At 45.8% G+C, this 26521-nt stretch carries 19 protein-coding genes and 5 tRNA genes; all 24 read left to right on the forward strand.

All coding sequences use genetic code 11. The features are described from left to right. The first annotated feature begins 131 nt into the window (after nucleotides 1-131). The 24 genes from nusB (at nucleotide 132) to rpsG (ending at nucleotide 26463) form a co-directional block, all read left to right on the forward strand. Nucleotides 132-557, forward strand: a complete 426-nt coding sequence (gene nusB, locus LO777_RS02200) for a transcription antitermination factor NusB (RefSeq protein WP_228855943.1) — start codon at nucleotides 132-134, stop codon at nucleotides 555-557. 301 nt (nucleotides 558-858) lie between these two features. Then, nucleotides 859-2997: an FtsK/SpoIIIE family DNA translocase gene (locus LO777_RS02205; protein ID WP_228855944.1), complete on the forward strand. Its 2139-nt coding sequence runs from the start codon at nucleotides 859-861 to the stop codon at nucleotides 2995-2997. 296 nt (nucleotides 2998-3293) lie between these two features. Continuing rightward, nucleotides 3294-3710 (forward strand): adenylyl-sulfate reductase subunit beta, encoded by a 417-nt coding sequence (aprB, locus tag LO777_RS02210; RefSeq protein WP_228855945.1) that lies wholly within the window; start codon nucleotides 3294-3296, stop codon nucleotides 3708-3710. Nucleotides 3711-3767: 57 nt separating this feature from the next. After that, complete coding sequence (gene aprA, locus LO777_RS02215; protein WP_228855946.1) at nucleotides 3768-5786, forward strand: adenylyl-sulfate reductase subunit alpha; 2019 nt, start codon at nucleotides 3768-3770, stop codon at nucleotides 5784-5786. Nucleotides 5787-6285: 499 nt separating this feature from the next. Beyond that, the gene (locus tag LO777_RS02220; protein ID WP_228855947.1) at nucleotides 6286-7545 is read left to right on the forward strand and encodes an FAD-dependent oxidoreductase; all 1260 of its coding nucleotides are present in this window, start codon (nucleotides 6286-6288) and stop codon (nucleotides 7543-7545) included. 6 nt (nucleotides 7546-7551) lie between these two features. After that, complete coding sequence (locus tag LO777_RS02225) at nucleotides 7552-9813, forward strand: hydrogenase iron-sulfur subunit (RefSeq protein ID WP_228855948.1); 2262 nt, start codon at nucleotides 7552-7554, stop codon at nucleotides 9811-9813. 113 nt (nucleotides 9814-9926) lie between these two features. Continuing rightward, nucleotides 9927-11114 (forward strand): quinone-interacting membrane-bound oxidoreductase complex subunit QmoC, encoded by a 1188-nt coding sequence (gene qmoC / locus LO777_RS02230; protein ID WP_228855949.1) that lies wholly within the window; start codon nucleotides 9927-9929, stop codon nucleotides 11112-11114. Nucleotides 11115-11350: 236 nt separating this feature from the next. Then, nucleotides 11351-11426, forward strand: a tRNA-Thr gene (locus tag LO777_RS02235). Between the two features lie 71 nt (nucleotides 11427-11497). Next, nucleotides 11498-11582: transfer RNA gene (locus LO777_RS02240), tRNA-Tyr, on the forward strand. A 37-nt stretch (nucleotides 11583-11619) separates the two neighbouring features. Then, nucleotides 11620-11695, forward strand: a tRNA-Gly gene (locus LO777_RS02245). Nucleotides 11696-11721: 26 nt separating this feature from the next. Continuing rightward, nucleotides 11722-11797 (forward strand) — tRNA-Thr (locus tag LO777_RS02250). Between the two features lie 137 nt (nucleotides 11798-11934). Next, nucleotides 11935-13125 carry an elongation factor Tu gene (tuf, locus tag LO777_RS02255; protein ID WP_228855950.1) on the forward strand — a complete coding sequence of 397 codons (1191 nt, stop codon included), beginning with the start codon at nucleotides 11935-11937 and terminating at the stop codon, nucleotides 13123-13125. 68 nt (nucleotides 13126-13193) lie between these two features. Beyond that, nucleotides 13194-13346, forward strand: a complete 153-nt coding sequence (rpmG, locus tag LO777_RS02260; RefSeq protein WP_407929111.1) for a 50S ribosomal protein L33 — start codon at nucleotides 13194-13196, stop codon at nucleotides 13344-13346. A 10-nt stretch (nucleotides 13347-13356) separates the two neighbouring features. After that, nucleotides 13357-13433: transfer RNA gene (locus tag LO777_RS02265), tRNA-Trp, on the forward strand. A gap of 52 nt (nucleotides 13434-13485) precedes the next feature. Then, the gene (gene secE / locus LO777_RS02270) at nucleotides 13486-13764 is read left to right on the forward strand and encodes a preprotein translocase subunit SecE (protein ID WP_228855952.1); all 279 of its coding nucleotides are present in this window, start codon (nucleotides 13486-13488) and stop codon (nucleotides 13762-13764) included. Nucleotides 13765-13828: 64 nt separating this feature from the next. Beyond that, a complete protein-coding gene (gene nusG / locus LO777_RS02275) occupies nucleotides 13829-14362 on the forward strand; it encodes a transcription termination/antitermination protein NusG (protein WP_228855953.1) in 534 nt (177 codons plus the stop codon). Between the two features lie 67 nt (nucleotides 14363-14429). Beyond that, entirely contained in the window at nucleotides 14430-14855 is a 426-nt protein-coding gene (gene rplK, locus LO777_RS02280; protein WP_228855954.1) for a 50S ribosomal protein L11, read from the forward strand. A gap of 57 nt (nucleotides 14856-14912) precedes the next feature. Further along, nucleotides 14913-15617: a 50S ribosomal protein L1 gene (gene rplA / locus LO777_RS02285; RefSeq protein ID WP_228855955.1), complete on the forward strand. Its 705-nt coding sequence runs from the start codon at nucleotides 14913-14915 to the stop codon at nucleotides 15615-15617. Nucleotides 15618-15842: 225 nt separating this feature from the next. Beyond that, nucleotides 15843-16367, forward strand: a complete 525-nt coding sequence (gene rplJ, locus LO777_RS02290; RefSeq protein WP_228855956.1) for a 50S ribosomal protein L10 — start codon at nucleotides 15843-15845, stop codon at nucleotides 16365-16367. Nucleotides 16368-16420: 53 nt separating this feature from the next. After that, nucleotides 16421-16801, forward strand: coding sequence for a 50S ribosomal protein L7/L12 (gene rplL / locus LO777_RS02295; RefSeq protein ID WP_228855957.1), 381 nt, complete (start codon nucleotides 16421-16423; stop codon nucleotides 16799-16801). Nucleotides 16802-17182: 381 nt separating this feature from the next. After that, nucleotides 17183-21262, forward strand: a complete 4080-nt coding sequence (rpoB, locus tag LO777_RS02300) for a DNA-directed RNA polymerase subunit beta (RefSeq protein ID WP_228855958.1) — start codon at nucleotides 17183-17185, stop codon at nucleotides 21260-21262. A 125-nt stretch (nucleotides 21263-21387) separates the two neighbouring features. Continuing rightward, nucleotides 21388-25437 (forward strand): DNA-directed RNA polymerase subunit beta', encoded by a 4050-nt coding sequence (gene rpoC, locus LO777_RS02305; RefSeq protein WP_228855959.1) that lies wholly within the window; start codon nucleotides 21388-21390, stop codon nucleotides 25435-25437. Nucleotides 25438-25588: 151 nt separating this feature from the next. After that, nucleotides 25589-25960, forward strand: coding sequence for a 30S ribosomal protein S12 (gene rpsL / locus LO777_RS02310; protein ID WP_228855960.1), 372 nt, complete (start codon nucleotides 25589-25591; stop codon nucleotides 25958-25960). Between the two features lie 29 nt (nucleotides 25961-25989). Then, a complete protein-coding gene (gene rpsG, locus LO777_RS02315; protein WP_228855961.1) occupies nucleotides 25990-26463 on the forward strand; it encodes a 30S ribosomal protein S7 in 474 nt (157 codons plus the stop codon). Nucleotides 26464-26521: the final 58 nt, after the last annotated feature.

Consider the following 26521-nt stretch of genomic DNA (forward strand, 5'->3'; position numbering starts at 1 on the left):
GGAAGGTAATTTTATACAGATTACCCTTGATACTCAGCCGGATTGGAGACGGTTTTGCTACCCCCTCAGGCTGAGTTGTGAACCAAATCAGGTAATTTATTAGGGTTTTTCTCAGCCATTTTGGTGTGATAATGGGAACACGTCGGAAATCGAGAGAGGCAGCACTGCAGTTTCTCTATCAGAATGATTTTGTTGCAGTGGCAGATGTGGGTGATGAGGGGGCTCTGCTGGATAGCTATGGCCTTTTCTGCTCTTTGTACCAGGTGAACAGAAAGGCACGACCCTATGGTTATGACCTGATTAAAGGAGTTTTATCTGAACTGGAATCAATTGATTCAATCATTGAGAAATGTGCCACCCACTGGCGGCTGCCCAGATTAGCACCAACCGATAGAAATCTGTTGCGCATTGCGGTGTATGAAATGCTTCATGTTGGGGATGTACCGCCGGAGGTGGCTATAAATGAAGCAGTGGAGGTTGCCAAACGATTTGGGGGTGACGAGTCTCCCAGGTTTATAAATGGAGTTCTTGATGCAGTACGAGCTCATCTTCAGTAGGCCGGATTTCCCGTGAACATTGTGTCAGGTTCGCTGAACGGCTGGTTCTGTCACAATGTTTTTCGCAAGGATTTGACAACGAGGCTGTGAACTCCTTGCAATTCTAATGCTTTTTTTGTAAACCCTCTCCTGAACCGGTAGGTTTTACGGTTTCTTCTCTTCATTCATCCAAATCCATGACGGCTTCATGAAATCATGGAGATCCGGATCCGAAATGTTGAAAATTCACGCAGTTCGGATATGACAATGACATCGCTCGGCTGTTCATTCATCTGTATTCAATGGAAACGGGGTAATATACATGGCTCCCAAAACTGATCAGAAACGACCGGGGCTGAAGCAGGAGGCACTGGCCGTTTTTGGAATCTTTGTCTCACTTTTTATTTTTCTCAGTCTTTTTTCCGTAAGTTTTGAACTGGGCACTTCCTGGTGTGGGAAAATCGGTCTTCTCCTTGCCGGGTTGCTGCTCGATTTTACAGGCTGGGGTGCCTATATGCTTCCCAGTCTAACTCTGCTGCTGTCCCTTCTTTTTTTCAGACCAAGGATGTCCTTTGACAGGCTTCCCCAGGTCATTGCCGGCCTTTCCATGGCCCTTATCTCCTTTTGCGGACTGCTGTCCAGTCTGGCAATCAATGACCCGAAATTCCTCGATACCGGTGGGTTCCTGGGGAGAACCGGCTTTGTTCTCCTGCGGTCTGTCATAGGCAGTGGTGGTACTGTCATGGTTTTCAGCCTTTTTTTTCTGATTGCACTTATGCTGACTACCCAGTTTTCTCTCTATGAAAGCGTCAGACTGGTCTGGCAAATTATCAGGAAATTCTTTTCTCTTTTTAAAAAGGATCCCCGGAAAAAAGAAACCGAAAAACAGAAGCGAACAGTAAAACATAAAAACAATCAGGAAAAGAAAAAAAAGAAAATGATCGGGGAGCAGGAACCGGTCGTGGGAACACAGGCAGTCCCAGAATTGAAAGAGTTTTCGACGGGTGTCAAAAGGAGCCGGGAGGATGAAGAATTTGCGGCCAGGCCAGTGGCGAGGGGAGACTGGAAACTGCCGCCGCTGTCGCTTCTCAGCAAAAACAAACAGGTTCATGCCAAGGTGGAGAAGGAAGTTTACTATAAACTTTCCAAGCAGCTTGAGCAGAAATTAAAAAATTTTGGAGTATCGGGAAAGGTTGTAGGTATTTCTCCTGGTCCTGTGGTTACAACGTATGAATATGCTCCCGCCCCCGGTATAAAAATAAATAAAATTGTGGGTCTTGCGGATGACTTGGCCCTGGGGCTGAAAGTCAGCTCAGTGAGAGTCGTGGGGTCAGTTCCGGGAAAAGCAGCTCTTGGTGTAGAAATTCCAAATGAAAACAGGGAGATTGTATATATTCGCGACCTGATTGGTTCGGAGGATTACCGGCAAAATCAGAATAAGCTTTCCATTGCCCTTGGGCTTGATGTCGTCGGCAATCTGTCCATGGCAAATCTGGCAAAAATGCCTCATCTTTTGATTGCGGGAGCAACGGGTGCCGGTAAGAGTGTGGGGATCAACACCATTATTGCCTCAATTCTATACAATGCCACGCCGGAAGAAGTTCGTTTCCTGATGATTGATCCCAAGAGAATTGAGCTTTCAGGATATGAGGGGATACCACATCTTCTTCACCCGGTTGTAGTTGATCCCAAGTTGGCCTCACGTGCTCTGAACTGGGCCGTGAGAGAAATGGAGAGGCGGTACAGGCTGCTGGAGGAAAGCAAGGTTAAATCATTTGATTCCTATAATGAACATAACGAGGAAAAGCTGCCGTATATAGTGATAGTAGTGGACGAACTTGCTGATCTTATGATGGTGGCATCAAAGGATGTTGAGGCGGCCATTGCACGGCTTGCTCAGATGGCAAGAGCGGCGGGGATGCATATGATTTTAGCAACCCAGCGTCCTTCGGTCGATGTCCTGACCGGATTAATCAAGGCCAATTTTCCCACAAGGATATCATTTAAAGTTTCATCAAAAATTGATTCCAGGACGATTCTCGATACTTCAGGGGCCGAGCATCTTCTCGGAGCCGGTGATATGCTCTTTCTTGCGCCGGGTACTTCAAGGATCAAGCGGATTCACGGGGCGTTTATTTCCGAGAGTGAGACATCGGATATCGTCGATTTCTGGAAAAAACAGGGCAGTAGCAGTTATGACGATGAGGTGATCGAGGAAATCGAACGGGATGGAAATGATAAGGATGGTTCCGGAAGTGATGAATATGACGAACGCTACGATGAGGCTGTTGCCATTGTTACGGAAGCGGGACAGGCGTCCATTTCTATGGTGCAGCGGCGCTTGAGGGTCGGCTATAACAGGGCTGCGAGAATGATTGAGCAGATGGAAAAAGATGGTGTAATCGGCCCTGCTGATGGAGCAAAACCGCGGCAGGTTATAGTGCGGAATAGCTACGATTAAAGCGCGGAGAGTCGTTTATGAATTTCCTTGACAATTATCAGGCAACCTAATATAAAAAACTTCTATGAAAATGAGTAGTCATTCATTGTTGTGCAGGTTTCAAGATTTGTACGTCAATAAATGATTGTTAGCAATACTTGGCTGCATCCTTTTTTATGTTAGTAAAAGTATTTTATACTTTTGTTAAATAAAATTGTATGGAGCTGAGGGTTTTTGTGGTATCAATTGTACATAGTTTAAGTTGGCCTTGTCGGTTCAGGGTCACAACAGTTAATACAAACTGAGGAGGTAGTTTAATGCCAAGTTATGTAGATCCTTCCAAATGTGATGGCTGCAAGGGTGGAGATAAAACCGCATGCATGTACATCTGTCCGAACGATCTGATGGTTTTGAACGTTGAGGAAATGCTGGCGTATAATCAGGAGCCTGATGCGTGCTGGGAATGTTACTCTTGCGTTAAAATCTGTCCGCAGGGCGCTATTTTTGTGCGGGGTTATGATGACTTCGTGCCGATGGGCGGCCAGGTTCATCCGATGAGATCTTCCGATTCCATCATGTGGACTGTTAAATTCCGTAATGGAACCATGAAACGCTTCAAGTTCCCGATTCGCACCACCGCTGAAGGTGCTGCCAATGCTTATGTGGGTGAAAAAGGCGCTAACCTGGACGACGAATGTCTGCTCCTTGAAAGCGATCTTCCTACCCCTAAATAAGTAAAGTTAGAAGGTTTTAACTGATAAAAAATCTTATTATTCCAAGGAGATTTAAATATGGCGTTACCTAATAAACCAAAAGGTGAGCTCAAAGCCGATGTGAACCCGGAAATCGTTGAACACGATGTGGACGTTCTTATCGTTGGTGGTGGTATGGCTGCTTGTGGAACCGCTTTTGAAATCAAGAAGTGGGCTCCGGAAGATCTGAAAATCATGCTGGTTGACAAAGCTTCTCTCGAGCGTTCCGGTGCTGTTGCCCAGGGACTTTCTGCGATTAACACATACATCGGAGAGAATCCAATTGAAGATTATGTCAAGATGGTTCGTAACGATCTGATGGGTGTTGTCCGCGAAGACCTTATTTATGACTGTGGTCGTCACGTTGATGAGTCTGTCAAGCTGTTTGAAGAATGGGGTCTGCCTGTATGGAAGAAGGATGCTGACGGGGAAAACCTGGACGGTGCAAAACCTGCTCCGAGTCTGCGTGAAGGTGGAACTCCTGTACGTACCGGTAAATGGCAGATTATGATTAACGGTGAATCCTACAAGTGCATCGTTGCAGAGCCTGCACAGACCGCTCTTGGTGCAGACAACGTGCTTGAGCGTGTTTTTATCGTGAAACTGCTTCTCGACAAGAACAAGCCAAATCAGATCGCTGGTGCTGCAGGATTTTCTACCCGTGAAAACAAAGTACACATTTTCCGCTGTAAAACTGCCATGGTTGCCTGTGGTGGTGCAGTAAATATCTTCCGTCCCCGTTCAACAGGTGAAGGTAAAGGACGTGCATGGTATCCAGTATGGAACGCAGGTTCCACCTACACCATGTGTGCACAGGTCGGTGCTACTCTGACCATGATGGAAAATCGTTTCACCCCATCCCGCTTCAAGGATGGTTATGGACCGGTTGGTGCATGGTTCCTCCTTTTCAAAGCCAAAGTTTCCAACGGCCTTGGAGAGTTCTATGCAATGGGTGATGCGGCAAAGGAAGAGCTGGCCAACTATATGCCTTACGGTGCATCTGCGGTTACTCCCACCTGTCTGCGTAATCACCTGATGATCAATGAGCTGAAAGAAGGTCGTGGACCTATCTACATGGCTACCGATGTTGCTCTGAATGCATTCCTTGACGAGCGTCGTGAAGCAGGAATGGACGAGAAGAAACTGAAGAAGTTCTGGAAACATCTTGAATCTGAAGCATGGGAAGATTTCCTCGACATGTCTGTTGGCCAGGCAGGTCTCTGGGCTGGTATGAATATTGAGCCTGAAAAAGTAGGTTCCGAGATTATGCCGACTGAGCCCTACATGCTTGGATCCCATTCCGGTTGTTGCGGTATCTGGACTTCCGGTCCTGAAGAGGACTGGGTACCCGATGTACAGAACGATTCCCGTGTACATAAGTACAAGTGGGGATATAACCGTATGACTACTGTTGACGGTCTGTTTACCGCTGGTGATGGTGTTGGTGCTTCCGGTCATAAGTTCTCTTCCGGTTCCCATGCTGAAGGACGTATTGCCGCCAAGCAGATGGTCAAATTCTGTCGTGATAATGCTGATTTTACACCGGAGCTCAAGCAGACTCCCCAGGAGATTGCAGATGAGATTTATGCACCAGTAAAACGGTACCACGATTTCGTCGGTGCTTCTACTGCCGCAGACGTAAATCCGAATTACTGCAAGCCTGCCGGTCTTATGATGCGTCTTATGAAGGCAACGGATGAGTATGGTGGTGGTGTTGCTACCTATTACATGACTTCCGGAAAATTGCTCAATATCTGCCTTGATCTCCTCCAGCTTCTCCGTGAAGATGCTGAGAAAATGGCTGCCGGAGATCTGCATGAACTCCTGCGCTGCTGGGAAAACTACCATCGTATCTGGTGTGTTGAAACTCATATCCGTCACATTGAGTTCCGTAAGGAATCCCGTTATCCGGGCTTCTATTACAGGTCTGATTACCCAACCTGTGATGACGAGAACTGGAAGTGTTTTGTAAACTCCACCTTCGATCCTGAAACTCAGGAATGGAAGTGTGAGAAGGTTGAGTGTATCAACATCATCGAAACTGACCCCTGGCTCTAATAATATGGTCAACAAGGGTTACTGTTGATATGATGTAAGTTAAATCTCCAGGGGTCTCTACGGCTTCTGGAGATTTTTTTGTAAAAAGGGATTTTGATTTATGTTGGGCAATGAATTTCTGACCTTGCTCAACATAAATCAAAATCTGATTACATTCGGAACTCAGTCCGATAAACAGTTACATTTTCATGTAAGCCGAGTTTCAAAGGTAATTAAAACGGTTAAACATATTTCTTCTGAATTTCATCTGTTTGAGATTGAAAAACTCGCCTTTCGTATCCGGTACGGATATTGATGACTCGCAGCTGTATTTTCAGTGTTTTGAGACAGCTTTTATTTAATAGAGTTTTTTCGGAGAGAGGATCCGAGTTTCACCTGATTTGGTAGCTCAGGTTGTTCTGTTGCACTCAATAGTTGATATACGTTCCATATATTTGGTATGTTGTGTGAATGTGTGTCAACGGTACAATATTTTTATGAGCAATTATGGAGGTAAGGTATGACTGACGAGCAAGGCACTTCCAGTGCAATATTGGTCGTGGGCGGTGGCATCAGTGGTTTGACTGCTGCATTGGAAGCCGCGGAAGTCGGGAATGATGTATTTCTTGTTGAACAGAGCCCCAGTTTTGGAGGCAGGGTGGCCCAGTTAAATCAATATTTTCCGAAACTGTGTCCCCCGAGCTGTGGACTTGAAATCAATTTCCGTCGCATCAAGGACAATCGAAAAATAAGGACATATACCCTGACAACTGTAAAGTCAGTTTCGGGAACACCAGGTAACTATGAAGTTACACTGGAAACGGCTCCCCGCTATGTGAACAGTAATTGTACAGCTTGTGGCGATTGCAGTGATGCATGTCCCGATGAAATTGAGAATGAATTTAATTTCGGTATGGACAAATGCAAGGCGGCCTATCTGCCTCATGAAATGGCTTTTCCGAGAAGATATGTTGTTAAAAAAGAAGCTCTGAGTACTGCTGGGGAAGAGGCGATCAAGGCTGCGTGTAAATACAATGCCATTGACCTGGATATGCAGGTGGAGACAAAAACCGTCAAGGTCGCATCCATAGTATGGGCCACCGGGTGGACTCCATATGAGCCAACCAGGATGGAAAATCTTCATTTCGCCGATTCACAGGCAATTATTACTAATATGATGATGGAGCGTATGGCTGCACCGAATGGTCCCACGGGTGGTACCATTGTCAGACCCGGGGATGGAAAGGAAATAGAATCTATTGCCTTTGTCCAGTGTGCAGGATCCAGGGATGAAAATCATCTTGAGTACTGCTCGCATATCTGTTGTATGGCAACTTTCAAACAGATGAGTTATGTGCGTGAGCAGTATCCCGATGCCCAGATTTACGTGTTTTACATAGATCTTCGAACTCCCGGAAAATACGAAAAATTTCGTGAAGCCAGGATGGCCGATGAAAAGGCGACTTTTATTAAAGGTAAGGTTGCAGATATTGTAGTGGAGTCGGATGGCGGGGTAACTGTTATCGCCGAGAATGCCCTCACTGCTGAAAAAATATCTCAGAAAGTGGACATGGCAGTGTTGGCAACCGGTATGCAGCCGACTCTGGATATTAAGGGCGCTCCTGTTGCTCTCGATATGGACAGCAATGGTTTTGTCATAACCAATTCTGAAAAAGCGATGATAGCCGCAGGCTGTGCAAAGAAGGCTGCGGATGTCGTTACTACCACTCAATCATCAACTGCTGCTGCCCTTAAGGCAATTCAGGTTTCCAGGAGGTAATTATCAATGGATAAGACATATTGTGCATATATATGTTCCGGTTGTGGCATCGGGGAAGCGCTTGATATGGAGGCTCTCGCCGAGGTTGTAACTGATGAGATGTCCATGGAGTGCAAAAGTCATGAATGCCTCTGTGGACAGGAAGGGCGAGCTTTTATTGAAAAAGATATCGCCGATGGGATCAATACCGTCGTTATTGGAGCATGTTCTCCCCGGGTAATGACAGACGAATTTAATTTCGGTGATGACAAGATTACCGTTCGTGCAAATTTACGTGAGCAGGTGGTCTGGGCGGAAATTAAGCCCGCCGAGGGTGAAGAGCCTGATGATGAAGCTGCTGAATATCTGCAGGAAACAGCAGCAGACTATATGAGAATGGCCTGTACCCGCGCGCAGAAGACAGAATTACCCGAACCGTTCCAGCTTGAAATGCTGCATAAGACCATTCTTGTCATGGGTGGTGGTCTTGCTGGTCTCACCGCGGCCAAGGAAGCTGCTGCTGCCGGTTATGATGTTCTGCTGATTGAAAAAGAGGACAAACTCGGTGGTAAGGCCAATGGTTGGAGAAAATCATTTCCCACGAAGGCTCCATGGACTGATCTTGAAGAGAATCCTATTGATGCACTGATTGCAGAGATTGAAGGCAATTCAAAAATCACTGTAAAGACAGGCACGGAAGTTGCCCGTATTTCCGGTGCTCCTGGAGATTTTAATGTCACTCTGAAGGATGCTGGTAGCAAAAGTGAGTGGGATGCTCCTGCTAAAGTTACGGTTGACGAGCAGGATCTCATTGAAAAGGGTGAGATGGAAGATCCCAATGATGGATTGCAAAAATATACTGAAATTGATCCTGATGCTATCAAAATTGGTTCGGTTGTTCTGGCCACAGGCTGGAAACCTGCTGATGTCTCACAATATGAACATCTGGGTCATGGAACTTTGAAGAATGTTGTTACCAATGCAGAGTTTGAAAAACTTTCCAAGGAAGGCAAGGTGCCTGCAAACGTCGCGTTCATTCAAAGTCCCGGTGGAGAAGAGCACGATAAGGATTTTCCGTACTGTAACTCCGTTACTTCCATGGTTGCTCTGAAACAGGCCCAGTATGTATGTGAGGATAATGAAGACGGTAAAGCGTTTATTCTGTACCAGCATATGCGTACTCCCGGTCATATGGAACTGTTTTATAAAAATGTTCAGCTCCATGACGGAATTTTCATGACCAAGGCAACGGTAATGAAAGTTGAGGAAAATGGTGATAAATTAAGCGTATCTGCGGAAAACACACTGTTGGGTGAGAATCTGACTCTGGATGTTGACATGGTGGTTCTGGCTGCTGGCATGGAACCGGTTACAGCCAATGAAAATTCCATCAATCTCGCTTATCGGCAGGGACCTGCCTTTTCTGATCTGGACCTTTTTGACGGTTATGCAGATTCTCATTTTATCTGTTTTCCGTATGAAACCAGGAGAACCGGTGTTTATGCCTGTGGTGGTGTCAGAAAGGCGGAGACCATGGAAGAGGCTGTTGACGATGCTACCGGTGCCGCTCTCAAGGCTATTCAGTGTATTGAATCAGTGGATCGTGGTGTGGCTGTACATCCGCGTTCAGGTGATGCGACCTATCCCGATTTTTTCATGCAGCGATGTACCCAGTGTAAACGGTGTACAGAGGAATGTCCTTTTGGTGCCCTGGATGACGATGAAAAAGGAACGCCGCTGCCGAACCCGACCCGTTGTCGGCGTTGCGGTACCTGTATGGGTGCATGTCCTGAAAGAATTATTGGTTTCAAGGATTACAATATTGATTTGATCGGCTCCATGATTAAATCGGTTGAAGTTCCGGAAGACGATGACGATCGTTTGAGAATAATTGTGTTTGTCTGCGAAAACGATGCGTATCCTGCCCTCGATATGGCAGGAATGAAAAGGAACGGTATTAATCATATGATCCGCTTTATTCCGGTTCGTTGCCTGGGGTCAGTTAATATGGCCTGGATCAGGGATGCGCTTTCTGCCGGAATGGACGGTGCCATGCTGCTTGGATGCTCTTATGGAGATGACTACCAGTGCCATTTCGTAAAAGGATCTGAAATTGCAAACAAGCGTATGGAAAATATAGGTGATACTCTTTCAACCCTCGGTCTTGAGCCGGAGCGTTGTGCGGCTGAACAGGTTGCCATTACCGATTACGACAAAATTCCGCAGATTCTTAATGATTTTGTAGAGGAAATCGTCGAAATGGGACCAAATCCATTCAAAGGCTTCTAATCTGTTTTTTATCATGACGCCACCATTCTACTTAAATGGTGGCGTTCAATGCTGCCGCCAGAAGGCAAAGTTTGAGATGATGTATTTTTTGATAATATAGCAGGAGGAAGAAAATGAATGTTCAACCGGATTTAGATTTTATCAGATCTCTGAAGGAAGCAGGAGGGGATACACTGAAAAAGTGTTATCAATGTGCCACCTGCTCTGTGATGTGTCCCCTTTCAAAAGACGGTAGCCCGTTTCCCCGTAAGGAAATGATCTGGTCTGGATGGGGGATGAAGGAAAAGCTTATTGCTGACCCGGATGTATTTTTGTGTCATCAGTGTGGTGACTGTACTGCAAACTGCCCACGCGGTGCCAAACCCGGCGATGTACTCGGAGCGATTCGTGCCTATGCCTATACTCATTACGGCTGGCCGGCGCCACTAGCCAAGCTGGCATCAAGTGCGAAAGGATTGCCCATGTTGATCGGTATCCCGGTAATTGTTATTCTGATCATGTGGCTGCTTTCGGGGGCCATGCATATTCCTTCCCAGGAAGATTTTGCCCACCATGGTTACCAGCAGTTTTTTGGAACCTGGAGTTTTAAATGGTATGCCAAGAATATCTTTTTTATTGTTCTCATAATGGTCCCTTCCCTGGGACTCGGGCTTTTTTCCGCATTCAAGGGTATTACGAAAATGTGGAAAGCCATGGCGGAAAATGAAGGTGTTAATCCGGATTATCGCCCATCAGCAGTACAATTTACCAAGGAATTCTTATGGCCGTCAATTGTGGAGATCATTCAGCACAATCGTTTTAAGGAGTGTACTACACATATAGACAGGGTAAGAGGGCATCTGCCACTTATGTTTGCCTTTATAGGTCTCTTTATTGTGACCTGCTGGTCACTTCTAAAAAATGATGTACTCGGTCTTATCTGGCCTTCGCTGCATGGACCGCTTCCATTGACGGATCCCTTTAAAATTCTGGCCAATGTTTCTGCTGTTGCTTTTATTTTTGGTATAGCGGTACTGTGGAGCAACAGGAAAAAGGCTGAGCAGGAGCTTGATACAAAAGTAACATTTTATGACTGGTTTCTAATCTGGGAAATCACAGCAGTGGGTGTTACCGGGCTTGCAGCGGAACTGCTCAGGTGGGCAGGTATGCCGACCATGGGATATATAGTTTATTTTTTCCATCTTGTGGCAATAATGATGCTTTTCCTCTATTTGCCATACACCAAACTGGCGCACCTTATTTACAGAACGGCTGCTTATACCTTTGAAAAGTATAGAGAAAGTGCTTTTGCACAAAAATAGTATCTATAGATGATCCTTAAAAGGGCCGGATTCTCAATGAATCCTGCCCTTTTTTTTGGACTCCCACCTGGTTTGAAAGGATTATTCTTTTACTTATTGGATGTAACTCTGACTGATACCGTTGTTTTTTAGTATTGTATGTGGGTTTCACGTGGATATGCTCAAGAAAAAAGCTTAAAATTGAAAATATTTATTGAATTAAGATTTTGAAGTGAGTATATTCTCTCACCCTGTAAGCTGGCGTAGCTCAATTGGTAGAGCTCCTCACTTGTAATGAGGTTGTTGTGGGTTCAAGTCCTATCGCCAGCTCCATTTAAAAAAAACACTTTACAAAGTGGTTAAAAGAGAATATAAGTGCCTGTCTTTTTTCAGACACTTCCCCTGGAGGGGTTCCCGAGCGGTCAAAGGGAACAGACTGTAAATCTGTCGGCCAAGCCTTCGAAGGTTCGAATCCTTCCCCCTCCACCACATTTTCTTTTGCTTTGTAAAGTGAGAGATACCCAGGGCGGGAATAGCTCAATTGGTAGAGCATCAGCCTTCCAAGCTGAGGGTTGCGAGTTCGAGTCTCGTTTCCCGCTCCATTTTATTTCTCATATTTGGATATGGCGCCCACGTAGCTCAGTCGGTAGAGCGCATCCTTGGTAAGGATGAGGTCACCGGTTCAAATCCGGTCGTGGGCTCCAGTTCAATGTGGGGTGTTACTGGTGCCTGTCGGGAGCAGCATCCGCTTTTTTGCGGAAAAGCTTTTCAGTTTTGGTGCCTGACCCCTTTTGTCGGGGTAAGCAAAGAATCCTTTTTAACGGCCTGAGGAGACAAGAAGATGTCAAAAGAAAAATTTGAACGGACTAAACCGCATGTCAACGTTGGGACTGTTGGTCACATCGATCATGGCAAAACAACCTTGACCGCTGCGATTACTCGTGTCTTATCTACTAAAGGTCAGGCTGATTTCACTGACTTCAGCGAGATTGATAAGGCGCCGGAAGAGAAAGAAAGAGGAATCACTATCGCCACGGCACATGTGGAATATGAGACCGAAAAACGTCATTATGCCCATGTGGACTGTCCAGGTCATGCTGACTATATCAAAAATATGATAACCGGTGCTGCGCAGATGGATGGCGCAATTCTGGTTGTGGCTGCGACTGATGGTGCTATGCCTCAGACCAGGGAACACATTCTTCTTGCCCGTCAGGTTGGTGTTCCTGCAATCGTTGTCTTCCTGAACAAGTGTGATATGGTTGATGATGAAGAACTGATTGAGCTTGTGGATATGGAGCTTAGGGAACTGCTGGATAAATATGAGTTTCCTGGTGATGATATTCCTTTTGTTCAGGGTTCGGCGTTGCTGGCACTTGAAAATCCAGAGGATGAAGAGAAAACCAAATGCATCTGGGAATTGATGGAAGCTATTGATTCTTATATCCCTGAGCCGAAACGTGATGTTGATCAACCATTTTTGATGCCGGTTGAAGATGTCTTCTCCATTTCCGGACGTGGTACTGTAGCTACCGGTAGAGTAGAGCGCGGTGTTATCCATGTTGGTGATGAGGTTGAAATTGTTGGTATCAAGGAAACTCAGAAAACCACCTGTACCGGAGTTGAGATGTTTCGCAAGCTTCTGGATGAAGGTCAGGCGGGAGATAATATCGGTGCTCTTCTTCGTGGTATTAAGAGAGATGAAATTGAACGTGGTCAGGTTCTTGCCGCTCCCAAGTCAATCACCCCACATACCAAGTTCAAGGCAGAGTGTTATATTCTTGGGAAAGATGAGGGTGGAAGGCACACACCGTTCTTTAATGGATATAGACCTCAGTTCTATTTCAGGACCACTGATGTTACCGGTGTGCTGACACTGGAAGAGGGTGTTGAAATGGTAATGCCCGGAGATAATATCGCTGCGACGGTTGAGCTGATTACTCCCATTGCGATGGATGTCGGTTTGCGTTTTGCTATTCGTGAAGGTGGGCGTACAGTTGGAGCCGGTGTTATCAGTGAGATTTTCTCCTGATTTATTCACGATAATTTGTTTTAACCTGCTTGTTTCGGCAAGCAGGTTAATGTATTGAATAGGGTAAGATTATGAGAGATATCGTGACTCTGGCATGTGGAACCTGTAAACGCCGGAACTATACAACGACGAAAAACAAGAGAAACACGCCAAACAAACTGGAGTTCAATAAATATTGCCCGTTTTGTAGAGTACATACTCCACATAAAGAGACCAAGTAATACCTTGTGCAGGCCAGTAGCTCTAATTGGTAGAGCGCCGGACTCCAAATCCGGATGTTGGGGGTTCGAGTCCCTCCTGGCCTGCCATAGATGTTTGTGGAGCAGGCAGTTTTTCCGGATGTGATTCGGAGTGGGAAATATGAACACATCTTTTTCGGGGAGGTATGAGATGGCAGGGAAACAGAAGTCCAAGAAAAATCGAACAGTCAAGGTTAAAGAGCCGTCACCGTACTCACCTGCCCAGATAAAGAAATTTATTGAGGAAGTCAAAGTAGAGTTTTTGAAGATTGTCTGGCCGGATAAAAAAATGACCTTGGGGCTCACCGGTGTAGTTGTGGTATTGACGGTGGTGATCTCAATCTACCTGGGAACGGTAGACTTGTTGCTTGGCAAAGTTGTGGCGTCAATTTTACAGTAAGAACAGATAACATACTTTTACTGATACTTTATTCGTATCTTCACTCTATTACGATACTGATCCTATGGCAAGACAATGGTATATCCTTCAGGTGCACTCCGGTTTTGAAGAGAAGGTAAAGGCTACTCTTGAGGAGCGTATTAAAAAAGAGGGACTGGAAGAATCCTTCGGTGAGATCCTTGTGCCCACTGAGCAGGTTGTGGAAATGATCAAGGGGACCCGCAAAACTTCAAGCAGGAGGTTCTTTCCAGGTTACATGCTTGTCAGTATGGATTTGAATGATGTCACGTGGCATATTATTCATCAGAACATGCCGCGGGTAGTCGGTTTTGTTGGAGATGATAGAAACCCGATACCTCTTTCAGATGAGGATGCAGCCAAAATTATAGGGCGTATTCAAGATGGTTCTGAAAGGCCTCGTCCAAAGATTATATTCACCGTTGGAGAAGTTGTGCGTGTGACTGATGGTCCTTTTGCCAATTTCCAGGGTGTTGTTGATGAGGTTTTTCCGGAAAAGGGAAGGGTTCGGGTAATGGTATCGATTTTTGGCAGGGAAACCCCTGTCGAGCTTGAATTTGTTCAGGTTACAAATACTTGATGTTTTAAAATGTAATCTGGTCTGACAGATTTTTGTTAAAAATTAGTGAGTGAGTTGGAGTAATACAATGGCCAAAAAAGAAATGGCATTCATAAAACTGCAGATTCCTGCGGGAAAGGCAAATCCTTCACCGCCTGTCGGACCTGCTCTCGGGCAGCATGGCGTGAATATAATGGAATTCTGCAAGAGTTTTAACGCCAAGACACAGTCAATGGGAGACACGATCGTTCCTGTAGTAATCACCGTATATCAGGATCGTTCCTTCAGCTATATTACCAAAACCCCGCCGGCATCCGTTCTGCTTTTGAAAGCTGCTGGAATTGCGAAAGGTTCCGGAAATCCCAAAGCGGAGAGAGTCGCTGAAATTGGTCGCGATAAGATACGTGAAATTGCCGAGACTAAGATGGTAGACCTTAATGCTTATGATATCGAGAGTGCCATGCGCATAATTGAGGGAACCGCGAGAAGTGCCGGAATTACTGTTATAGATTAAATTTTAATATTTTACTGCCGACAGGGATTTCATCCCCTGATCGAGTAGGAGGCTGATATGCCGAAACACGGAAAGAATTATACTAATAAATTGAAAGCAATAGACAGGTCAGTGCTGTATACCGTTGAGGACGGAATACAGGCTGTACTGTCTGCTACATACGCAAAATTTGATGAAACTTTTGATATCGCAATGAAGCTTGGTGTTGATCCAAGACATGCGGATCAGATGATCAGGTCATCCGTTTCCCTGCCGCACGGTACAGGAAAGGTTACCAGGGTACTTGTTTTCGCTAAAGGTCCCAAGGAAGCCGAAGCTCTTGAGGCTGGGGCAGATTATGTTGGTGGTGATGACCTCATAGAAAAAATTAAAGATGGTTGGCTTGAATTCGATAAAACGGTTGCTACTCCGGATATGATGGGAACCGTTGGAAAAATTGGACGAATTCTTGGCCCCCGCAATTTGATGCCCAACGCGAAACTGGGTACTGTAACTTTTGATGTCGCCGATGTTGTCAAAGAAATCAAAGGAGGTAAGGTTGATTTCAGGGTTGACAAGGCCGGTATTATTCATGCGGGTATTGGTAAACTTTCATTTGGACCTGAAAAAATGCAGGAGAATCTCCATGCTTTTGTTGCAAGAATTATTCAACTCAAGCCTTCTGCAAGTAAGGGTGTTTATTTAAAAAGTATTACAATTTCTTCAACAATGGGGCCTGGGGTTAAGCTTGATCCCCTTGTTCTGAGAAGTATGGTAAAATAGAGTTTTGTTGCCTGCAGCGAAAAGGAATCATTACCTTTCAGCTGCAGGTTGAGTCGTAGACAGCGGGTACAGCTTGTTTAATTGTGAGGTGTTCACAACCTGCCGAGACGAATAGGGCCAGAATTGATTTCTATTCCGCTGAGTAAAGAGTCGAGTTCTTCCTGCCTTTATTCTTTGTAACTGCTGTTTCGAATTGTTTCATTAATTTTAACCTGGAGGAGTGTTTTGAATCGTGATGAAAAAGTGACACTTGTCTCGGAATTGAATGATTCGTTCAGCCGAGCCAAATTTACAGTTGTTGCTGATTATTGCGGCCTTGATGTTTCCCAAATCCAGAAAATTCGCGTGGAATTGCGAGACTGTGATTCGGAAATCAGAATTGCCAAGAATACTCTCCTGAGGCGCGCTGCAAAGGACACTGAAAATGATGCATTGACTGACGATTTTGTCGGCCCTAGTGCAGTAGTGATGTCCTATACCGATCCGGTAGCTCCGGCTAAGGTGATTGCAAAATTTGCAGATGATTTTGATAAATTCAATATCAGATCTGCCGTGCTGGACGGAGAAAAAATCAGCGTTGATGAGCTGCTTGCCTTATCAAAACTGCCTACCAAGGAAGTACTGCTTGGCCAGCTGCTGTCTACCTGGAACAATGTTCCAACCGGTCTTGTCAGGGTACTCAGTGGCGTGCCGCGTACTTTTGTATATGGATTGCAGGCTCTTAAAGAGAAGAAAGAAAGCGAAAACTAGAATATAATTCATTTGGGAATGGAAACGTTCCAATCAATAAGAGGAAATTTATCATGGCTGTTACTAAAGAAGATGTAATTGATTTTATCGCTAATATGTCTGTGCTTGAGCTCTCCGAGCTTATTAAGGAGTTTGAAGATAAGTTTGGTGTCTCCGCAGCTGCTCCTGTAGCAGTTGCCGCAGCCGGTGCTGCAGCAGGCGGTGATGCTCCTGCTGAAGAACAGACTGAATTTGATGTTATTCTTGCAGGTATTGGTGATCAGAAGATCAAGGTTATCAAGGAAGTTCGTGCCATCACCGGTCTTGGATTGAAAGAGGCGAAAGCTCTTGTCGAATCCGCTCCTGCTCCGTTGAAGGAAGGTACTACCAAGGAAGAAGCAGAAGAGATTAAAACAAAAATTGAAGGTGTTGGTGCAACTGTAGAGATAAAATAAAAGTTCATATACTCTGTTGTTCATTTTGTGAACAACTTCAGTTTACGACAACACGCTACGGGCTCGGCCATGTAGCGTGTTGTGCTTTAAGGGTATAGAAAAAATATAGAAAAATACTTAAGAATATCAAGTAGTTCTATGTGGATTTTTTCTCTGTTTCAAGAGACGGGGAAAATTTTGCTGAAAAAGGACCTTAATATGCTTGGAAAAATTGATCATGTTTTTGCTGGCTTTTGTTTAAAAATTCTTATGTTATCATCAATTCTAACCCCATGAACGGGGTGTCAAATCGATTTTTGAAGAGCTGGTTTACGAATATCGAATCTACGTTGTTGAATCCCGATTTTTTAGCACGAATACAAGGCAATTTCGAGGACAATTATGGAAAGAATCAGAAAGAACTTTGCCACGGCTGAAACTGTTATAGAGCCGCCACACCTCATCTCCATGCAGCGTCTTTCGTACGAAAAGTTTCTGCAGATAGATAAAGATCCCGACGAAAGGGATGATTTTGGACTGCAGGCGATTTTAAAAAATGTATTTCCGATTAACGATTTTAACGGACTCTGTTCTCTCGAATTTGTACGGTATAAGTTCGGAGAGCCCAAGTACACTGTCCAGGAATGCCAGCAGAGGGGAATGACATATGAGATTCCTCTGAAGATAGTAGTCCGATTGATTACCTTTGATGTAGACGAAGAAACAGGCGTCCAGTCAATTCGGGATATCAAGGAACAGGAGGTTTTTCTTGGGTCCCTGCCTCTTATGACAGGAGATGGCGTCTTTGTTATTAATGGAACTGAAAGGGTTATTGTTTCTCAGCTCCAGCGTTCTCCCGGGCTTTTTTATACCCACGATAACGGGAAAAGCCATTCCAGTGGGAAATTGCTCTACTCGGCCCGCATCATTCCGGTACGTGGCTCCTGGATTGATCTTGAATTTGATATTAAGGATGTCCTTCATGTGAGGATAGACAGGAGAAGGAAGTTTCCGGTCACAACTCTTCTGAAGGCTATTGGCTTTTCAGATGAGGAGTTGTTGGGGGAATTTTATCCCCTGAGCACTGTTCGCAAGACTGAAGATGGATATGAGAAATCTTTTGACTCTGAACTTTTTAAGGGCAAGAGGCTCGAGTTTGATCTCATTAATCCTGCCGATGGTGAAATTCTTGGCCGGAAGGGAAAGAAAATCTCCATGGTGCTCTGTAAAAAAATTATGGCTGCAGGAATTGAATACCTGCCTGTATCAAAAGAGGCTCTTCTCGGTAGTGTGCTTGCTAATACCATCATGAAGGAAGATGGAGATGAACCACTCTTTCTCTGTAACACCGAAATTACTGAACCGATGCTTGAAACTCTTGAAGAAGCCGGGATCAATGAGTTTAAAGTGCTGCATATTGACGGGGTAAATTATTCGGAATCCTTCAGTAAAACCCTGGCCCTCGATAAGGCGAAAAATACCGAAGAGGCACTGCTTGAGATTTACAGGAGACTGCGTCCTTCAAGTCCTCCGACACTTGAAGTTGCTGAGGCCTTCTTTGAAAATCTCTTTTTCAACCAGGATCTTTATGATCTCTCCGAGGTTGGTCGTTATAAAATAAACGCTAAACTCGGGCTTGATATTGATATCAACAACAGGGCCCTGACCAGAGTAGACATCATCCACGCGGTTCGTCATCTCGTCAGGTTGAAAGATACCCAGGGTGGAGTGGATGATATAGACCATCTTGGAAACAGAAGAGTTAGAACTGTCGGGGAGCTTGTTGAAAATCAATACAGGATGGGATTGGTACGAATGGAGCGGGCAATCAAGGAGAGAATGACTCTTCAGGACGTGGAAACACTGATGCCCCATGACCTTGTCAATCCAAAACCGATATCCGCTGCTATCAAGGAGTTTTTCGGTACCAGCCAGCTTTCACAGTTCATGGATCAGACAAACCCTCTTTCTGAGGTTACACACAAGAGGCGTTTGAGTGCACTCGGACCCGGCGGACTTTCCAGGGAGAGAGCAGGCTTTGAAGTTCGTGACGTTCACCCGACTCATTATGGCCGGATATGTCCAGTTGAAACGCCTGAAGGTCCCAATATCGGGCTGATCGTTTCACTGGCGACATATGCCCGGGTTAATCCATATGGATTCATTGAATCTCCCTATCGAAAAGTCAAGGATCGCATTGTCCTTGATGAAGTTAAATATCTCAGCGCTCTGCAGGAGCAGAACCATATCATTGCTCCGGCGCTCACACCTTACGATGAGAATAAACGTATTATTCCGGATATTTTAATTACCCGGGAAGAAGGCGAGGTTCTTACCTCATCGGTTGACAACGTCACATATATGGATATCGCACCGAATCAGATGATCAGTGTTGCCGCTTCCCTTGTGCCGTTTCTGGAAAATGACGATGCCAACCGGGCCCTGATGGGTTCCAATATGCAGCGTCAGGCCGTACCACTTCTGAAAACGGCTGCGCCATTTGTTGGAACCGGGATGGAGAAATATGTAGCCCGGGATTCCGGGGCATGCCTTATGAGTGCCGGAGATGGTGTTGTGGAAGAAGCTGATTCCAACAGGATTGTGGTCAGGTATGAAGAGCCGGGCACAGATGGATATGATACCGGGGTTGCAGTTTACAGGTTACAGAAATATAAGAAGTCAAATCAGAATACCTGTTTTAATCAGATCCCTCTTGTTCTACCCGGAACCCGTGTGAAAAAGGGTACAGTACTTGCCGATGGTCCATCCTGTGAGCAGGGTGAGATAGCCATTGGTAAAAATGTTACTATAGCTTTTATGCCATGGCGTGGTTTCAATTTTGAGGATTCTATTCTGGTTAATGAACGTCTTTTAAAAGAAGATACATACACCTCTGTTCATATCGAGGTTTTCGAGACAATGGCCAGGGACACAAAACTGGGTAAGGAGGAGATCACCCGGGATATCCCTAATGTCAGCGAGGAAACTCTCCGAAATCTTGATGAATCGGGTATTGTTCAGATAGGGGCTGAGTTGAAACCGGGTGACACTCTGGTTGGTAAGGTCACGCCCAAAGGTGAGACCGTACTTTCACCTGAAGAAAAATTGCTGCGAGCAATTTTTGGGGAAAAAGCCCAGGATGTCAAGGATTCTTCCCTTCGTGTACCACCTGGGGTGAGTGGAGTTGTCATCGATGCCAAGGTTTTTTCCAGAAAAGGAGTGGATAAAGATGAACGCTCCCTGATGATTGAAGATCTTGAGATAGAAAAGCTCAACCAGGATAAACTCGACGAATTACGCAGCCTGAAACGGGGCGTCTGTCGCGAAATCGGTGATATCATCGATGGAAGAACGGCCAAAAAGGATATTCGTGATGCTCGTGGTGAAGTGGTTGTCGCTCTTGGCAAGAAGATCACTAAAGAACATGCTGACAGAATAGGCTTTGATCTTTTGCGTGATATCGATTTTTCCGAGAAGGCAAAGTATGAGGATGCCTTTGATGCTGTCTATGAACGATATAACAGTCAGGCACGATTGATCACCCAGCGGTATGACGGTATCATTGAGCGTATGAAGAAAGGTGATGACCTTCCTCCGGGTGTGGTGAAAATGGTGAAAGTTTATGTCGCCACAAAACGAAAACTCTCGGTCGGTGACAAGATGGCAGGCCGTCATGGGAACAAAGGTGTTGTTTCACGCCTGTTGCCTGAAGAGGATATGCCGTTTTTTGCAGATGGGAGGACCGTTGATATCGTACTCAATCCCCTGGGTGTTCCCTCCAGGATGAACGTTGGGCAGGTTCTTGAGGTTCACTTGGGTTTTGCAGCAAAAAAACTTGGAGAACAGCTGGAAGAGTTTGCCAACCGTTTTGCTGTGGATGAGATCAAGAAAAAACTGCGTGCGGTTTTTTCCGATGAAGAGTTCGAGGCTATAACCGATGGTAAAAGTGATACGGAACTGATCGAATGGGCAAGACGTCACAAGGATGGTATCCATATGGCTACTCCTGTCTTTGACAGTGCCCCGGAATCGGAAATCCGCCGCCTTCTTGTTGAAGCAGGTGTGGATGAGGTTGGTCAGAGTCAGCTCTATGACGGTCTTACCGGTGAACCGTTTGCGAACAAGGTAACGGTTGGGGTCATGTATATGCTGAAACTCCATCACCTTGTTGATAACAAGATTCACGCAAGGTCCACCGGACCCTATTCGTTGGTCACGCAGCAGCCACTCGGCGGTAAAGCTCAGTTCGGTGGTCAGCGTCTCGGAGAGATGGAGGTTTGGGCCATGGAGGCGTATGGTGCCGCATATACTCTTAAAGAATTCCTGACAACCAAATCAGATGATGTAGAAGGCAGGACGACAATGTATGAGCGAATAGTCAAGGGAAATAATTTTCTTACAACCGGGCTGCCGGAGTCGTTTAATGTTCTGGTGAAGGAGCTTCAGGCCCTCTGTCTGAATATGGAACTTATCGAAGAATAAGAGAGATGGATTGACGTAGCAGTCGATCTTTATTCTCATTACCCTGGTTTGGGTTTGATCTCTTCACTGCCTGGCGATAATACAGGCTGTGGAGGAATCCTATAACATAAGGGAGAGGTGATTTCGTGGAAGAGTTATTCAATTTTTTTCAAAAACCGAAAGCCCCAGTAAAATTTAAAAACGTCAAAATATCTCTTGCTTCCCCTGAGAAAATCATGGACTGGTCCCATGGTGAGGTCAAGAAACCAGAGACTATTAATTACAGGACGTTCAAGCCTGAACGGGATGGTTTGTTCTGCGCCAAGATTTTTGGCCCGGTTAAGGATTTTGAATGCAATTGTGGTAAATATAAACGCATGAAGCACAGAGGAGTTGTCTGTGAAAAATGCGGAGTTGAAGTTATTCAGTCAAAAGTCAGACGTGAGCGGTTGGGTCATATAAAACTTGCAGCGCCTGTTGCACATATCTGGTTTTTAAAGAGTCTGCCCAGTAAAATCGGGGCGGTTCTCGATATGACTCTCAAACAACTGGAAAAAATCCTCTATTTTGAGCAGTATGCTGTTGTTGAGTCCGAGGCTGACAGTCTGCCTCCGGGAACACTGTTGACTGAGGAAAAATACAGACAGGCCCTGTCTGAATATCCAGGCCAGTTCAAGGTTGGAATCGGTGCCGAGGCTATCAGGAAACTGCTTGCTTCAAAAGATCTCGTGCAGTTGTCTCATCAGCTGCGTGAGGAAATGGCCAACACCAATTCCAAAACCAAGAGGCAGAAACTTGGGAAAAGACTGTTTGTCATTGAGGCATTCAGGGATTCAGGTAATCAGCCTGAGTGGATGATTCTTGAGGTTATTCCCGTACTTCCACCTGATCTTCGTCCTCTCGTGCCGCTGGAAGGCGGTCGATTCGCCACATCAGATCTCAATGATCTGTATCGAAGGGTGATCAACCGAAACAACAGGTTGAAGCGCCTGCTTGAGCTGGACGCTCCTGATATTATTATTCGTAATGAAAAGAGAATGCTGCAGGAGGCTGTTGATGTTCTGTTTGATAATGGTCGTCGGGGTCGTGTCATAACAGGCGGGAACAAGCGTCCCCTGAAATCCCTGTCCGATATGCTGAAGGGCAAGCAGGGGCGGTTCAGACAGAATCTGCTCGGTAAACGTGTTGATTACTCCGGGCGTTCGGTCATTGTGGTGGGACCACACCTGCGTCTTCATCAATGCGGAATTCCCAAGAAGATGGCTCTGGAGCTTTTCAAACCCTTTATTTACCATAAGCTTGAAAGAAAAGGCTATGTGACAACCATCAAGAGTGGTCGTAAGATGGTTGAAAAAGGGGTGAAAGAGGTATGGGATGTTCTTGATGAGGTCGTCACCGAATATCCTGTTATTCTCAACCGTGCACCGACCCTGCACAGACTCGGTATGCAGGCTTTTGAAGCAGTTCTTATCGAAGGAAAGGCTATTCAGCTGCATCCCCTGGTATGTATGGCATTTAATGCTGACTTTGATGGTGATCAGATGGCTGTTCATGTGCCGTTGTCCGTGGAGGCACAGGTCGAAGCCAGGGTGCTGATGATGTCCACCAATAATATCCTCTCACCTGCCAATGGCGAGCCGGTAATTATCCCTTCACAGGATATTGTTCTCGGATTGTACTATATGACCCGTGAACGGATGAATGTAAAGGGTGAAGGCAAGGCATTTTCTTCTGATGAAGAGGCGATAATTGCCTTTGACTACGATCAGGTTCATCTCCAGGCGAAAATCAAGGTCCGGAAGGACGGTGAGCTGGTGGAAACAACCATGGGCCGCATTATTCTCGGTCAACTTTTACCCGATTCCGTCAAATTTGCCGAGGTCAACAAGGTCATGACCAAGAAGGCACTGGCCGCACTTATTGATCATACATACAGGAATGCCGGAACCAAGGATACTGTCATTCTTGCTGACCGTCTGAAAGATATTGGTTACGAGTATGCCACCAGGGCCGGGATTTCCATCTGTATCAACGATATGAAGATTCCTCTTGCCAAGGAGGAATTTGTTGAAAATGCTGAAAGGGATGTGCTTGATGTAGAACAGCAATATACCGATGGTCTCATCACTTCAGGGGAAAAATATAACAAGGTTGTTGATATTTGGTCAAAAGTTACAGAGGAAGTGGCCAACGCCATGATGGACGAGATCAAGGTTGACTATTTCCGTGATAAGGATGGTAACGTGGTTGAGGCTCCGAGCTTCAATTCCATTTTTATCATGGCTGATTCCGGAGCTCGTGGATCAAGAGACCAGATCCGTCAGCTTGCCGGTATGCGCGGGCTTATGGCAAAACCTTCCGGGGCTATTATTGAGACCCCGATTAAAGCGAATTTCCGGGAGGGGCTTGGGGTTCTTGAATATTTTATTTCCACCCATGGTGCCAGGAAAGGACTTGCCGATACTGCCCTGAAAACTGCAAACTCCGGGTATCTGACCAGAAGACTGGTGGATGTGGCCCAGGAATCCACCATCGTTGAGAAGGACTGCATGACTCTGGACGGTATGATTGCGGAACCACTGATGGATGGTGGTGAAATCATTGTTCCTCTGAGTGGCAGGATTCTCGGCAGGGTTGCTTTGGAGGATATCGTTGATCCCTTTAATGATACGCTTATCGTCAAGGCCGGTGAAGAAATTACAGAAGAGAAGGTCGAACAGATCATGGAGACAGGTATTGACAAGGTCCCCATTCGTTCGGTATTGAGCTGTCGTGCCAAGCGTGGTGTCTGTGCCGCCTGTTATGGCAGGGATCTTGGTCGGGGTCACATGGTGAATATCGGTGAGGCTGTCGGTGTCATAGCTGCTCAGTCCATCGGGGAGCCGGGAACCCAGTTGACCATGCGGACCTTTCATGTCGGTGGTACTGCCAGCCGTTCAGTAGAGCAGGCAGAACTTCAGACTCATATCGGTGGTACAGTGGAGTTTTATAATCTGCACTCAGTTGAAAACTCCGAAGGGACGCATATCGTCATGAACCGTAACGCTGAAATCCTTATTAAGGATGAACTTGGCAGGGAGCGGGAACGTTTCAAGGTGAATTATGGTGCCCAGCTACTGGTTAAAGAGGGAGAGACAGTAGAAAGGGACACAATCCTTGCAGACTGGGATGCCTATACAATCCCAATTGTCGCCGAAGTGGGTGGTGTCATTAAATTTGGTGATATTTTAGAAGGCGTGACCATGCAGGAAAAGGTTGATGGAGTCACCGGAAGGGCTTCCATGGTGATTGTCCATTCCACCGGTTCCACTCAACTGAATCCGAGGATCTCAATCAAAAATGAGAAGGGAAAAACTGTCAAACTGCCGGGATCTGAAGCTTTTGCCCGTTACAGTCTGCCGGTCGGGTCTATCATTTCAGTGAATGAAGGTGATGTCATTCAGCCGGGTACTATTGTTGGTAAAATTCCAAGGGAGACAACAAAAACCAAGGATATTACCGGTGGTCTGCCCAGGGTTGCCGAACTGTTTGAGGTGAGAAAGCCCAAGGATCCAGCAATAATAACCAAAATTGACGGAAAGGTCAGCTTCGGTAAGGAACTGAAAGGAAAGAGACGGGTTGTTGTTACTCCTGAATATGGAGAACCTCAAGAGTACCTGGTTCCCAAGTCAAAACATATCATTGTTCATGAGGGTGATTATGTACAGGCTGGAGAGCCATTGATGGAAGGAACTATTGTTCCAAATGATATTCTTTCTGTTCTCGGGGTAAAGGAGCTTTCCAAATTTCTTGTTAACGAGATTCAGGAAGTGTATAGACTGCAGGGTGTCAAGATCAATGATAAGCATATCGAGGTCATTGTTCGTCAGATGCTCAAACGGGTTATGATTACTTCAGTCGGAGATTCCAAATTCATGATTGGAGAGCAGGTCGAGTGGTGGAAGTTTGAGGAAGAACGGGACAGGTTGATAGCTGAAGGGAAGAAACCGGGGGCGGCTGAACCATTGCTTCTGGGGGTCACAAAGGCATCCCTGTCAACGGAGAGTTTTATTTCTGCGGCGTCCTTCCAGGAAACTACAAAGGTCCTTACCAATGCAGCAATGGCCGGAAAGGTTGATGAACTGAAAGGTTTGAAGGAAAATGTGATTATGGGAAGGCTTATTTCCGCAGGAACCGGCCTGGGGGGTGACCAATAACGGGTAAATTGATATTCGGGCTGTTTTTTTGCTTGACACAGTAGTGCCGCTGGGTTAAAAGTGATTGCTTTCGTGCTTGTGAAATTTCCGGATGTGCACTTGTTGTTGGGAATTAATAATTAGGTTTTGTAAAACAGGAGCAGTTAACGTAATGCCGACAATAAACCAACTTGTAAGGTATGGTAGAAAAAAGTCTGTCAAAAAGACTAATACACCGGCCTTGAAAGGATCGCCCCAGAAAAGGGGTGTGTGTGTAAGGGTCTATACCACGACACCGAAGAAGCCGAATTCAGCACTCAGGAAAGTGGCAAGGGTGCGGTTGACCAATGGAATAGAAGTAACATCTTATATTCCAGGGATCGGACACAATCTGCAGGAGCATTCTGTGGTCATGATTCGTGGCGGAAGGGTGAAGGATTTGCCAGGTGTGCGCTACCATGTGATCAGGGGTACTCTGGATACGCTCGGAGTGTCTGACAGGCGCCAGGGTCGTTCAAAATATGGAGCCAAGCGACCGTCTTAAGGGTCGGTGGATTGGAGAGGTAGTAAGTTATGTCGCGAAGAAGAACAATTGAGAAACGCCCTGTTGATCCGGATCCCAAGTATAACAGTGTTCTGGTGTCCAAATTCACCAATGGCCTGATGGAGAGGGGGAAGAAAACTCTTGCCCAGAGAATTTTTTATGAGGCAATGGATATAGTTGCGGACAGGGTAAAGGACGAGGATCCTCTGACTGTGTTTGAAGAGGCAATGAATAATGTGCGGCCAAGAGTTGAGGTGAAGTCCAGAAGGGTTGGTGGTGCTACATATCAGGTGCCCATGGAGGTTCGGCAGACTCGCAGGAATGCACTTGCCATCAGATGGATTATCGGGTTTTCCCGATCCAGATCCGGGAAGTCCATGTCCGAGAAACTCGCAGCCGAATTGATGGACGCCTATAACAAGCGTGGTGCTTCGGTGAAGAAGAAAGACGATACCCATCGTATGGCTGAGGCAAACAAAGCCTTTGCTCACTATCGCTGGTAGTGGCGGATTGTCCTTGGTGTCGGGGGAAGGGCTGTGTTTTAAGTTTGCTCAAAGTGTG

It is taken from the genome of Desulfomarina profundi, assembly GCF_019703855.1.
Classification (GTDB): Bacteria; Desulfobacterota; Desulfobulbia; order Desulfobulbales; family Desulfocapsaceae; genus Desulfomarina; species Desulfomarina profundi.